This is a genomic window from Citrobacter amalonaticus, assembly GCF_001559075.2.
GTDB lineage: Bacteria > Pseudomonadota > Gammaproteobacteria > Enterobacterales > Enterobacteriaceae > Citrobacter_A > Citrobacter_A amalonaticus_F.
Genome location: NZ_CP014015.2, coordinates 898172 through 911142 on the forward strand (window position 1 = coordinate 898172; position 12971 = coordinate 911142).

A 12971-nucleotide genomic window follows, 5' to 3' on the forward strand; every position below is an offset into this window, starting at 1 on the left:
GCCGGAGGAATTCCGGCGCGTTGATTATGCCTGGCGGCGCTGCCAGATCCATAGCGCCGCTATCGCCAGCGCAAACAGACCGCCAAAACCGATACCCACGGCGACAACCGGAATCCCTACCCACACCGCCAGCGAGTAGAGCCCCAGCATCAACAGCATCGCGCTGTTCTCACCGAGATTCTGTACCGCGATCGCATTACCCGCGCCGACGCTCTTTTTACCGCGCTCCTGCAACAGCGCATTCAGCGGCACCACAAAGAAACCGCCCAGCACACCGATCAGCATCAGCAGCGCATAGGCAGGCAACAGCGCATGTTGCAGAGAAAAAATCAGCACCACGACGCCAATCAGGATCCCCGCTGGCATGCAGCGCACCACGGTATCCAGCGTTACCAGTCTGGCTGCAGCTCCGGCCCCGGCCACAATACCGATCGCGACCATCGCGTTCAGGTAGGTTGGCGTAGCGTTATCGGTAATGCCTAACGCCACCGGCACCCACAGTACCAGCAGAAAACGCAGCGTGACTCCCGCGCCCCAGAACAGACTGGTGCCCACCAGCGAGAAACGCGTTTCGCCGTTGCGCCACAGTGAAACGCAGGCGCAGAAGAAACTGCGGGTCATCTTCACCAGATGCCAGGACTGCCCGGGACGAGCGGCAGCCAGTTTGGGAATAGACAGGTTCGCCACCACTGCACCGGCGTAGGCCAGCGCACAGGCAACCAGCGCGGCAATAACATGCCAGTCGGCCAGCACGCCGCCCGCCACCGAGCCGAGCAGGATCGCCGCAATAGTGGATGCCTCCATCAGGCCGTTCGCTTTCACCAGCTTATCGCCAGTAGTCAGTTCCCCCAGAATGCCGTATTTGGCCGGAGAGTAAGCCGCCGCGCCAATCCCCACCAGCGTATAGCCGATAAATGGATTGAAGCCAAAACAGATCGTTGCCGCCCCCAGCAGTTTCAGTCCGTTGGCGAACATCATCACCCGGCCTTTGGCAAAGCTGTCAGCGATCTGCCCCACAAACGGCGCAAACAGGATGTACGCGCCCACAAACACCATTTGCAGAATCGGCTGGCTCCAGTCCGGATAGAACTGTTCCTTCAGCAGCGCCAGCGTGGCAAACAACAGGGCGTTATCGCCAAACGCAGAGAGAAACTGCGCCGCGATAACCGACATCATCCCTTTCGACCAGACAGAGGTATTGGTATGTACTGACTCAGGCATTTTGTTTTTCCGGATCATCAACCCAGCTTTTCAGCGTCACGAAATCCGGCTTACCGCTGCCGAGTAACGGGAGTTGCTTCAGGTAACGGATATCGCGCGGCACCGCCAGTTCTGGCACGCCGTGCGCACGGGCATACTGCTGTAACACATCACGCGTCAGCTCGCTATCGGTGGTAAAGAGCACCAGCGCTTCGCCTTTGCTGGCATCGCTCTTGATCGCCGTCGCGTGCATTTTTTCCGGTGACACGCCGAGCGCCAGTTGCTCAACCATCTCCAGTGAGACCATTTCACCGGCAATTTTCGCAAAGCGTTTGGCGCGGCCCTGAATTTGCACGAATCCTTGCTCATCAACGCGCACGATATCGCCGGTGTCATACCAGCCGCGCTCCAGTTCTCCGGCGGCGTTTTCCGCCATCGGCACCTCCAGCACGCCCGGTTTTTCCACGCGCAGATAACCGTTCATGATGTTTGGCCCTTTCAACTGCAAACGACCGCCCTCTTCAATACCGGGGATCGCCAGCAGACGCGCGTCCATACCGGGCAGGATCCGCCCAACGGTACCAGGCTTCGCCGCCATCGGGACGTTAATCGAAACCACTGGCGCACATTCCGTCACGCCATAACCTTCGAGAATGCGCAGACCAAACTTGTCCTGCCAGAGCTGTTTTGTACTCTCCTGGAGTTTCTCCGCGCCCGCCACCACATAGCGCAGACGATAGAAATCATACGGATTGGCAAAACGCGCATAGTTACCGAGGAACGTGGAGGTACCGAACAGCACCGTGCAGTTCCGGTCATAAACCAGTTCCGGCACAATGCGATAATGCAACGGACTGGGATAGAGGAACACGTCAGCACCGGTGAGCAGCGGCGTAAACAGCCCTACCGTCAGACCGAACGAGTGAAACAGCGGCAGTGCCGACATAAAACGGTCATTGGCGGTGAAGTCAGCAATGGTTTTAATCTGCTCGACGTTAGCCAGCAGGCTCTTGTGGCTATGCACCACCCCTTTGGGATGACCTTCGGAACCCGAGGTAAAGAGGATCACCGCCGCCTCTTCCGGCTGCTGCTTGACCTGCGCCCGATGCGGCATCAGCAGGTGCGCAAAGATCCACAGCTTGTCCGCCGTGGTCACGTCGGCTTTGAGATCTTCCAGATAGACCCAGCGAACCTGCGTCAATTGCTCAGGCAGGTGCCAGAGTTTGCCTTTATCCAGGAACTGGCGGGAGGTAAAAATGGTTTTGATTTCCGCAGCGGTGATGGCGCTGGTCAGCCCTTTGACGCCCGCCGTGTAGTTCATCATTGCCGGGATACGACGGCGAGACACTGCGCCGAAAATCACCGCCGCGCTGATCGCGGCATTGGGCAGCATCAGGCCAATTTTTTCACCTTCCGCGCTGTATTTTTCCAGAATACGCCCGACAAACAGCGTCTTAGTGAGCAACTGTCGGTAGCTGTCCGGCTTGAAGTTGATGTCTTCAATACAGTGCTTGCCCGCACCATAACGGTACTTCGCCGCCAGCAGCGATTCATACAACGTTTCGCGCGGACGCACCGCCATCCGTGCTTCCATCATTTTCTGATGCAGCATTTCACCGGCGATTTTACGGCGATCGCGCGCGCGCGGCGCATCGGGCATAGGCAGATGGGTCGGTGGTAAAACATGCAAATGGATCTGCGGAAAGAAGCGGCGTTTCACCAGCCCTTTCAGACGGCTGAAATGGGTGAGTTCTGCACCTTCAATCCGTACCGGCACCAGCGTCGCGCCGGATTTCGCGGCGACGAATCCGGCGCCGTCATAGATTTTCATCAGCGAGCCGCTCACCGAAATGCGTCCCTCAGGGAAAATCACCACCGGGCGACCCTGCTCGATCAGCCGAACCAGATGTTTAATCGCCATCGGCTTCGTTGGGTCGAGCGGCACAAAATCGATCAGCGAGGTTAACCAGCGCATGTACCACTGCTGACTAATCGAGGTGTAAACCGCAAATACCGGACGTACCGGTAAAAATAACGCCAGCAGAATGCCGTCGATAAACGAGACATGGTTGGGGGTGATTAAGACGCGCTCTCCCTGCAACGCCTGCATATCCCCCGTCACGCGTACCCGATAGAGCACGCGGCACAGGTTACGGAAAAAGCCAAATAACATTTCAACTCCCTTTGCGCACGATTCGGTAAAATAATGGTGGCAGATTACACGAACAAGGCAACAGGAGCGACAGTAAACTCGGGGCGAAAAAAAACCTGCGCATCCGCGCAGGTTGGTGCAAGAGACAGGGTACGAAGAGCGTACCGAATAATCTCACCAATCAATACCTCTGGGATCTTGATTGTGGTCGGTACATGACCGCTTCGCCAGCGAGAAAACGCAAAGGAATGAAGGGAAATGCAACCAGTTGTGTAAATTATCGCTTACTGTTACAGATTGGCGTAATAGCAAAAAAAAACCTGCGCAACTGGCGCAGGCTGGTGTAATTCGTGTGCTCAACCCGAAAGTTGACTTCACCTATCAATACCTCTGGGATCTCAACTTTATCAAGCCGCCGAGAAGCGTCGCCAGCGAACAATCGCAACAGCCCTTCGCAAAGTGTAACTAATGGTTTGCATCGTTCGATTTTTGGCTTAATTCCACGGAGTTTGCTCACATTTGCCGCGTCGCAACAGGCAATCTGCTTGAACCAGCAGCCGTTTTCCGTAACACTGACAGAATGTAAGCGTTTACCCACAATAGGTACTGTCATGGCGACCATAAAGGATGTAGCCCGACTGGCTGGTGTATCAGTCGCCACCGTTTCCCGCGTCATTAATGATTCCCCCAAAGCCAGCGAGGCGTCACGCCTGGCGGTGACCAGTGCGATGGAGTCGCTCAGCTACCATCCCAATGCTAACGCGCGCGCGCTCGCGCAGCAGTCCACCGAAACGATAGGTCTGGTGGTTGGCGATGTTTCTGACCCTTTTTTCGGCGCGATGGTGAAAGCCGTTGAGCAGGTCTCCTATAACACCGGCAATTTTTTACTGATTGGCAACGGCTACCATAATGAACAAAAAGAGCGTCAGGCAATCGAGCAGCTTATTCGTCACCGCTGCGCGGCGCTCGTCGTTCACGCCAAGATGATCCCGGATGCCGACCTGGCATCATTAATGAAGCAAATTCCCGGCATGGTGCTGATCAACCGGATCCTGCCCGGTTTCGAACAGCGCTGTGTGGCGCTGGATGACCGCTACGGCGCCTGGCTGGCGACCCGTCATCTGATCCAACAGGGCCACACGCGCATTGGCTATCTCTGCTCGAATCACTCTATTTCGGATGCGGAAGATCGTCTCAAAGGCTATTACGATGCCCTGGAAGAGAGCCATCTCCCGATCAACGATCGCCTTGTGACGTTTGGCGAACCGGACGAAAGCGGCGGTGAGCAGGCGATGACCGAACTGTTAGGCCGCGGCAGAAACTTCACCGCGGTGGCCTGTTATAACGACTCCATGGCCGCTGGCGCGATGGGCGTGCTGAATGATAACGGCGTTGACGTCCCGGCGGAAATCTCGCTGATAGGCTTTGATGACGTGCTGGTTTCGCGCTACGTTCGTCCGCGCCTGACCACCGTGCGTTATCCTATCGTGACGATGGCGACACAGGCCGCAGAACTGGCGCTTGCGCTGGCGGAAAAGCGCCCGCTGCCGGATGTCACCCATGTTTTCAGCCCTACTCTGGTCCGTCGCCATTCCGTGACGACGCCAGCGGACCCGGGCAATGCGTCATCAAACGAGTAATCAGGATCGCGTCATGATAACAATGCTGGATGTTTCCCGTCGTGCCGGTGTCTCGAAAGCCACCGTTTCTCGCGTGCTGAACGGCACCGGTCAGGTCAAAGAAAGTACGCGTCAGAAAGTGTTTAAGGCGATGCAGGCGCTGGATTATCGTCCAAACTTTCTGGCCCGCTCGCTGGCGAACCGAACCAGCAACAGCATTGGGCTGGTCGTGTCGACCTTCGATGGTTTCTACTTTGGCCGCCTGCTACAGCAGGCCTCGCGGCAAACTGAATCTCACGGCAAGCAGTTGATTGTGACCGATGGTCACGATACACCGGAGCGCGAACAGGAAGCGGTGCAAATGCTGGCCGATCGGCAGTGCGACGCCATCATTCTCTACACCCGTTACATGAGCGAAAAAGCGATCCTCGCGCTGGCGGATTCGATCACGATGCCGTTGATTATCATTAACCGCGATGTCAGCCTGGCCCGCGAACGCGCCATCTTTTTTGAACAGGAAGACGCGGCATTTCAGGCGGTGGATTACCTGATTTCGCAGGGACATCGCGAGATAGCCTGTATTACCGTACCGGGACATACCCCAACCGGGAAGTCGCGTCTGATGGGCTATCGCAAGGCGCTGGAAAAAAACGGCATCGCCTGGGATCCGGCAAAGGTGAAATATGGTGATTCCAGCATGACGCGCGGCTATGACGCCTGTAATGAACTGCTGCAGGAAGGGGTGACGTTCAGCGCCCTGTTTGCCTGTAACGACGATATGGCGCTGGGGGCGTCGAAAGCCCTGCACCAGGCCGGACTTAACATTCCGCAGGATGTGTCGCTGTTTGGGTTTGACGATGCGCCGAGTGCAAAATGGCTTGAACCGGGATTGTCGACGGTTTATCTCCCCATCGACACGATGATCACCACAGCCATCGACCAGGCGATCCGCATGGTCAATGGCGAAGAGGTCGAACCGATCCCGCCCTTTACCGGCACGCTGGTATTGCGTGATTCGGTGACCACCGGGCCGTATTTTAACGTATAAGGCGTAATGCTATCTGCGCGACGCAAGGCCTGATGGCGCTTCGCTTATCAGGCCTACAAAGGACGGTAACGCCGCAGGCCGGATAAGCCGTCGCCCGACAAGAAATCAAAACACTTCCAGCGCTAACAGCTCTTCGATGGTCTGGCGACGACGAATCAGCCGCGCCTGACCGTTGTCAAATAACACTTCCGGCAGCAGCGGACGGCTGTTGTAGTTTGACGACATTGAGGCGCCGTATGCGCCGGTATCATGCAGCACCAGATAATCTCCCGGCGCCACCGCTGGCAGCGCGCGGGTTTCCACCTTGCCGCCTTCCTGCTGGGTAAAGACGTCGCCGGATTCACACAGCGGTCCTGCGACGACCGTGTCGACCCGCGGCGCGTTCTCCAGTGAACGACCATCCGCCGCCAGCGCGGTAATATGGTGATAGCTGCCATACATTGCCGGGCGCATCAGATCGTTAAAACCCGCATCCACCAGCACAAAATGACGACTGCCCATCTGCTTCACGCTGCGGACCTGAGTGACCAGCACGCCTGACTGAGCGACGAGAAAACGTCCTGGCTCAATTTCCAGCTTAACGTGATGCCCCAGATGACGGGCGATCTGCTCGCGCGCGGCATTCCACAAGCCAAAGTAATGCCGGGTATCCACCGCCTCTTCATCGTCGTGATAAGGGATCGACAGGCCGCCGCCGGCGGAGATCGCCTCCAGATCCTGACCAAAATCCACCACCTGACGCACCATCGCGCCGCACACCTGCTCCAGATGCCCATAGTCAACGCCTGAACCAATGTGCATGTGGATACCAGCCAGCTTCAGTTGATGACGTTGCATCACCGCCAGCGCCTGCGGCAAATCGGTATGCCAGATACCGTGTTTGCTGTTTTCGCCGCCGGTATTGGTTTTCTGGCTGTGGCCGTGACCAAAGCCCGGATTGACGCGCAGCCAGACGCGATGACCCGGCGAGACCTGCCCAAGCTGATCAAGCATATCGACAGAACCGGCGTTGACCGGAATGTGTAATTCGCTGACGCGGACCAGGGTGGCGTTATCAATCACATCGGCGGTAAACACGATGTCATCCGGATGCGTTTGCGGATCGTAGCCCGCCGCCAGCGCACGTTCGATTTCGCCTAACGACACGGAGTCCACCTTGACGCCCTGTTCACGCATTAAGCGCAGAATATGAATATTGGAGCAGGCCTTCTGCGCGAAGCGCACCACATCAAACTGTTGCAGCGCCGCAATCTGGCGACGAACGATCTGCGCGTCGTAAACCCAGACCGGGCAACCAAATTCGGCTGGCAGTCTGAGCAGGTTTTCTGCGGTGAGATCGGTATCGGTGCAATACAGTGAATGAGGCATAACAGACTCCGGACATGATGTTTTTTATGATTACGCCACATTGCGAAGAGAATAAAAAATATCGTTTTATACCGACTCTATGCAAAAATGATATGGTTTTTATCCAGCGAGGTGATTATGGCTGCCGTTAACTTACGTCATATTGAAATCTTTCATGCGGTCATGACCGCCGGAAACCTGACCGAAGCCGCGCGATTGCTGCATACGTCGCAGCCCACCGTCAGTCGTGAACTGGCGCGCTTTGAAAAAGTGCTGGGATTAACGCTGTTCGAACGTACGCGCGGTCGCCTGCATCCGACGGTTCAGGGGTTACGTCTGTTCGAAGAGGTTCAGCGATCCTGGTACGGGCTGGACAGGATCGTCAGCGCAGCGGAAAGCCTGCGGGAGTTTCGCCAGGGGGAACTGTCAATAGTCTGCCTGCCGGTCTTTTCACAGTCGCTGCTGCCCGCATTGATTCAGCCGTTTCTCGCCCGCTATCCGGACGTCAGCCTGAACATTGTGCCGCAGGAGTCACCGCTGCTTGAAGAGTGGCTTTCTGCCCAGCGTCACGATCTGGGGTTGACGGAAACACTGCACACGCCTGCCGGTACGGAACGCACGGAGCTCTTCTCGCTTGATGAGGTCTGCGTGCTGCCGCCGGGACATCCGCTGGCGGAAAAGTCAGTATTGACGCCGCAGGATTTTCAGGGGGAGAACTACATCAGCCTGTCGCGCATGGACAGTTACCGGCAACTGCTGGATACCCTGTTTAATGAGCACGACGTGAAACGACGGATGGTTGTGGAGACTCACAGCGCGGCGTCAGTGTGCGCGATGGTACGCGCTGGAGCCGGTCTTTCGGTGGTAAACCCGTTCACCGCGCTGGATTATGCGGCGAGCGGCGTAGTGGTGCGCCGTTTCAGTATTTCCGTGCCGTTTACCGTCAGCCTGGTGCGCCCCATCCACCGACCCGCTTCCGCGCTGGTCGCGGCCTTCAGCCATCATCTGCAAACCCGCCATCACCTCCTGGTGACGGCGCTGGAGCAGATCCTCGGGCCGGTTACGACAGCATGAACGTCACGGCGTCTGCGGCATGGATCGCGGCGGTGTCAAACACCGGAATCGGGCTACGCTCCACCGGCACCAGCAGACCAATCTCCGTGCAGCCAAAAATGACACCCTCTGCGCCTTGCGCCGCCAGACTTTCAATCACCTCAACATAGTACTGACGCGAGGTCTCGGTAAAGTGTCCGAGGCAAAGCTCATCAAAGATGACCTGGTTGATCTTCGCCCGCGCATCCGCATCGGGTATCAGGCACTCAATAGCAAACTGCTGTTCCAGGCGGCCGCGATAAAAATCCTGCTCCATGGTGTAACGCGTTCCCAGCAGCGCAACCCGGCGCATTCCCTGCGCGGAGATGACGCGCCCGGTCGCATCGGCAATATGTAAAAAAGGCAGCGAGCAGCGCGATTCAATGGCCTCCGCCACTTTGTGCATCGTGTTGGTACATAAGACGATCCCTTCTGCCCCCGCCTGTTGCAGCCCGATCGCGGCCTGCGCAAGAATGTCCCCGGCTTTATCCCATTCGCCGCGACTCTGGCACGCTTCGATCTCATGGAAGTCAACGCTGTGCAGCAGCAGGCTCGCAGAATGAAGCCCACCCAGTTGTTGTTTGATCCCTTCGTTAATTAACCGGTAGTACGGAATTGTCGATTCCCAACTCATCCCGCCTAACAAGCCGATCGTCTTCATTACTTGCTCCTTCATCAGTGATTTACTGCAGTGAAGCAAACTTGTGATCAAGTTTCCAGTTCATTTGATCTCCCATTTTCTTTGTCATGCGCCTGAGTTAGCTTTAATGAAACAATGTTTCAAACAATAGGATCCAGCATGTTTGTTTTCCATAACGAGACGACGCTTGAAGATCTGGGCAATGGCGTCACCCGCCGCATCCTCGCGCATAACGGCAAAATGATGGCTGTCGAGGTTAACTTTGAACAAGGGGCAATTGGCCCGCTGCATCACCATCCGCATGAACAACTGACCTACGTGTTATCTGGTGAATTTGAATTTACTATCGGTGACGAGAAGCAGGTGGTACGTGCGGGCGACACGTTGTATAAGCAGCCGAATATTGTGCACGGCTGTGTCTGCCTGAAGCCGGGAACGCTGCTGGATACCTTTACGCCGGTTCGCGAAGATTTTCTCAACGTCTGATTTCAGCAATAAAAAACCCTGCGCGAAGGCAGGGTTTTGTCAGCAAGCGGCGCGAATTAACGTGCCAGCCAGCCACCATCAACCGCCACGGTGTAGCCGTTGATGTAATCAGATGCGCTGGAGGCCAAGAAGACCACTGGACCCATCAGATCGCTCGGCAGACCCCAACGTCCTGCCGGGATACGGTCGAGGATTTCAGCGCTGCGCTGCTCATCGGCACGCAGTTGTTGGGTATTGTTGGTCGCCATGTAACCCGGTGCAATCGCGTTGACGTTAATGTTGTGCTTCGCCCACTCGTTCGCCATCAGACGGGTCACCCCCATTACGCCGCTTTTGGAAGCGGTGTAAGACGGGACGCGGATACCGCCCTGGAAGGAGAGCATGGAGGCGATATTGATGATTTTGCCGCCGTTACCCTGTGCGATGAAGTGTTTAGCCGCCGCCTGAGACATGAAGAACACGCTCTTGATGTTCAGGTTCATCACGTCATCCCAGTCTTTTTCGCTGAAATCGATCGCGTCTTCACGACGGATCAGACCCGCGTTGTTGACCAGAATATCGATATGGCCGAACTCAGCAACCGCACGCTCCAGCAGTGCCGGGATCCCGTCGATCTGACGCAGATCGGCGGTCAGACTTAAAAAGCGACGGCCCAGAGCAGTCACACGCTCGATGGTCTCGGTCGGTTCAACGATGTTAATCCCGACGATATCGCAGCCCGCTTCCGCCAGACCGAGCGCCATGCCCTGGCCCAGACCGGTATCACAACCGGTCACGACAGCGACTTTACCTTCGAGAGAGAATGCATTCAAAATCATTGTAAATCCTTAGTTTTTCATACCTGTCACGGACAGGCGTTATGAACGCCCGCGACTAGCGCAGATCTTTCACCGCAACGTGGTCCATATCATCAAAGACCTGGTTTTCACCGACCATGCCCCAGATGAAGGTATAGGCTTTGGTGCCCACCCCGGAATGGATCGACCAGCTTGGCGAAATGACTGCCTGCTCGTTATGCATCACGATATGACGTGTTTCCTGAGGCTGCCCCATCATATGGAAGACGCAGGTGTCTTCTTCCATATTGAAATAGAAGTACACTTCCATACGGCGTTCATGGGTATGGCACGGCATGGTGTTCCACAGGTTGCCCGGCGCCAGTTCGGTAAGGCCCATGCTCAGTTGGCAGGTTTCCAGCACATCCGGCACGAAATATTTATTGATGGTGCGACGGTTGCTGGTGAGGTTGTCACCTAATGTCACAGGCGCAACATCAGCAGGCGTCACTTTTTTGGTTGGATACGTGGTATGCGCCGGTGCGCAGTTATAGTAGAACTTGGCTGGCGTTGCGCTATCGACGCTGGCGAAAACCACCTCTTTTGCCCCTTTGCCGACATACAGCGCATCGCGGTGGCCGATCTCATAGCACTGACCGTCAACGGTGATAGTGCCCGCGCCGCCGATGTTGATCACACCCAGTTCGCGACGTTCCAGGAAATAGGTTACGCCAAGCTGTTTACCGACTTCACCGCCGACGGAGACCGTTTTTGCCACCGGCATAATGCCGCCGACGATAATGCGGTCAATGTGGCTGTAAACCATCGTGTATTCGTCAGCCACGAACACTTTCTCAACCAAAAACTCCTTGCGTAGCCCCTGGGTATCCAGTGTTTTGGCGTGCGCGCTGTGAATACTTTGTCTTACGTCCACATTTACCTCCAGTGATGTACTGAGCGGGAATCCCTCAACGGAGAGCGAAACGCTGTTCCGTTTTACGTTATGCGCCCATGATAGTCTTCCGGGGATCGGTTTTCAATTACAAATAAAACATCGTTTCACTTTTTCTGCATCTTATTATCAAAAGTGTAATTCCGATCACGATCGATTCATTTCGTGATTAAGAGCAGGAGGAAAATGGTATAGAAAAACAAGGAAATAGGATTTACCTCTGAGTTTGCGACGCCCGGACTTGCCAGCAAACGGCTGTCAGTTCATTCGCTTAACGCGAAAATCAGAGGGAAGGCGAAACAAAACGCAGTCATACCGCCACGATTATCGAGCGGCATAACGGAGGGAGTGAAGAGGAGAAAAAGAGGCGTTAATCGCGCTCAATGGCTAACGCCACGCCTTGCCCGCCGCCAATGCACAGCGTTGCCAGACCTTTACGGGCATTACGTTTGACCATTTCGTGAACCAGAGAAACCAGAATACGACAGCCGGAAGCGCCAATCGGGTGCCCAAGGGCAATCGCGCCGCCGTTGACGTTCACCCGGCGCTCGTCCCATTCCAGCATTTTGCCAACCGAAAGCGCCTGAGCGGCAAACGCCTCATTTGCTTCAATGAGATCCACATCGGCCAGCTGCCAGCCGACCCGCTCCAGGCAGCGGCGAGTGGCATACACGGGGGCGATCCCCATTAACGCAGGATCCACGCCGACGCTGGCAAATGCGCGGATCCGCGCCAGCACAGGCAGGTTCAGCTCCAGCGCTTTGGACTCGCTCATCATCATTACCGCTGCCGCCCCATCATTTATTGAAGAGGCATTGCCAGCGGTCACCGACCCCAGCAGTTCAAAAGCCGGATCCAGACGCGCCAGGCCTTCTGCGCTGGCATCTGTACGTGGCTGCTCATCGGTATCAATCACCACGGTTTGCCCATTACGCTGGGTGGCAACCGGGACGATTTCCGCTTTAAAGCGACCAGCATCAATGGCCGCGCGTGCCTTTTGCTGTGAACTGAGCGCATACGCATCCTGCAGTTCCCGACTGATGCCATACTCACGCGCCAGATTCTCTGCAGTCACGCCCATGTGGTAATCATTGAAGGCATCCCACAGGCCGTCGTGTACCAGGCTGTCGACGAGCTGGCTGTTGCCCAGCTGTGCGCCGGTTCGACTGTCGGTGAGCACATGCGGCGCACGGCTCATGTTTTCTTGCCCGCCGGCAATCACGATATCCGCTTCACCGCACTGAATCGCCTGCGTGGCAAGATGCAGCGCTTTCAGCCCCGAGCCGCAGACGTCGTTGATGGTGATAGCAGAAACGGTGTTCGGTAATCCCCCTTTGATCGCTGACTGACGCGCCGGGTTTTGCCCCGCCCCCGCCGTCAGCACCTGTCCGAGGATCACTTCATCAACGGCATGCGCATTCACGCCGCTGCCTTCAATCAACGCTTTGACCACCATACTGCCCAGTTCAACGGCAGAATGACGCGCCAGCGTCCCCTGAAAACAACCAATTGGCGTACGCAACGCCCCGACGATCACCACCTCTTTCATTACGACCTCAGCGCAAAATAACACCGCAATAGTAGAGGATTGTTAAAAATAGTTATCTTGATTGTTTAAGAAAAGTGAGTTTTATCACAAAGGAAATCGTTATCACGCCT

The 12971-nt window shown here is 56.1% G+C and carries 12 protein-coding genes; 5 read left to right on the forward strand and 7 right to left on the reverse strand.

What is annotated here, in order from left to right:
• Positions 1-24: 24 nt before the first annotated feature.
• Both lplT and aas read right to left on the reverse strand, forming a co-directional pair.
• Complete coding sequence (lplT, locus tag AL479_RS04325) at positions 25-1221, reverse strand: lysophospholipid transporter LplT (RefSeq protein WP_061075188.1); 1197 nt, start codon at positions 1219-1221, stop codon at positions 25-27.
• Positions 1214-3373, reverse strand: coding sequence for a bifunctional acyl-ACP--phospholipid O-acyltransferase/long-chain-fatty-acid--ACP ligase (aas, locus tag AL479_RS04330; protein WP_061075189.1), 2160 nt, complete (start codon positions 3371-3373; stop codon positions 1214-1216). The genes lplT and aas overlap by 8 nt, the downstream gene beginning before the upstream one ends.
• Positions 3374-3554: 181 nt before the next feature.
• Between aas and AL479_RS23995 the strand changes: the two genes are divergently transcribed.
• The 3 genes from AL479_RS23995 to AL479_RS04355 all read left to right on the forward strand — a co-directional run bounded on the left by AL479_RS23995 (position 3555) and on the right by AL479_RS04355 (position 6019).
• Complete coding sequence (locus AL479_RS23995; RefSeq protein ID WP_225851874.1) at positions 3555-3821, forward strand: hypothetical protein; 267 nt, start codon at positions 3555-3557, stop codon at positions 3819-3821.
• A gap of 142 nt (positions 3822-3963) precedes the next feature.
• Positions 3964-4992: an HTH-type transcriptional regulator GalR gene (gene galR / locus AL479_RS04350; RefSeq protein ID WP_061075190.1), complete on the forward strand. Its 1029-nt coding sequence runs from the start codon at positions 3964-3966 to the stop codon at positions 4990-4992.
• A gap of 13 nt (positions 4993-5005) precedes the next feature.
• Complete coding sequence (locus tag AL479_RS04355) at positions 5006-6019, forward strand: LacI family DNA-binding transcriptional regulator (protein WP_061075191.1); 1014 nt, start codon at positions 5006-5008, stop codon at positions 6017-6019.
• 105 nt (positions 6020-6124) lie between these two features.
• On the opposite strand, the gene lysA is transcribed toward AL479_RS04355, so the two are convergent.
• Positions 6125-7387 carry a diaminopimelate decarboxylase gene (gene lysA / locus AL479_RS04360; protein WP_061075192.1) on the reverse strand — a complete coding sequence of 421 codons (1263 nt, stop codon included), beginning with the start codon at positions 7385-7387 and terminating at the stop codon, positions 6125-6127.
• 117 nt (positions 7388-7504) lie between these two features.
• Here lysA and AL479_RS04365 point away from each other — a divergent pair, with 117 nt between their 5' ends.
• The gene (locus AL479_RS04365) at positions 7505-8440 is read left to right on the forward strand and encodes a LysR family transcriptional regulator (RefSeq protein WP_061077923.1); all 936 of its coding nucleotides are present in this window, start codon (positions 7505-7507) and stop codon (positions 8438-8440) included.
• Here AL479_RS04365 and AL479_RS04370 read toward each other — a convergent pair.
• The gene (locus tag AL479_RS04370; RefSeq protein WP_061075193.1) at positions 8427-9119 is read right to left on the reverse strand and encodes an aspartate/glutamate racemase; all 693 of its coding nucleotides are present in this window, start codon (positions 9117-9119) and stop codon (positions 8427-8429) included. The two genes, AL479_RS04365 and AL479_RS04370, sit on opposite strands and share 14 nt — an antisense overlap.
• 138 nt (positions 9120-9257) lie before the next feature.
• On the opposite strand from AL479_RS04370, the gene AL479_RS04375 reads away from it, so the two are divergent.
• Positions 9258-9584, forward strand: a complete 327-nt coding sequence (locus AL479_RS04375; RefSeq protein ID WP_061075194.1) for a cupin domain-containing protein — start codon at positions 9258-9260, stop codon at positions 9582-9584.
• Between the two features lie 56 nt (positions 9585-9640).
• Here the strand turns inward: AL479_RS04375 and kduD are convergent, their stop codons facing one another.
• From kduD to AL479_RS04390, 3 genes are all read right to left on the reverse strand, one after another.
• Positions 9641-10402 (reverse strand): 2-dehydro-3-deoxy-D-gluconate 5-dehydrogenase KduD, encoded by a 762-nt coding sequence (kduD, locus tag AL479_RS04380; RefSeq protein ID WP_005123393.1) that lies wholly within the window; start codon positions 10400-10402, stop codon positions 9641-9643.
• Positions 10403-10457: 55 nt separating this feature from the next.
• The gene (gene kduI / locus AL479_RS04385; protein WP_042288966.1) at positions 10458-11294 is read right to left on the reverse strand and encodes a 5-dehydro-4-deoxy-D-glucuronate isomerase; all 837 of its coding nucleotides are present in this window, start codon (positions 11292-11294) and stop codon (positions 10458-10460) included.
• A gap of 388 nt (positions 11295-11682) precedes the next feature.
• Entirely contained in the window at positions 11683-12861 is a 1179-nt protein-coding gene (locus AL479_RS04390; protein ID WP_061075195.1) for an acetyl-CoA C-acetyltransferase, read from the reverse strand.
• Between the last annotated feature and the right edge of the window lie 110 nt (positions 12862-12971).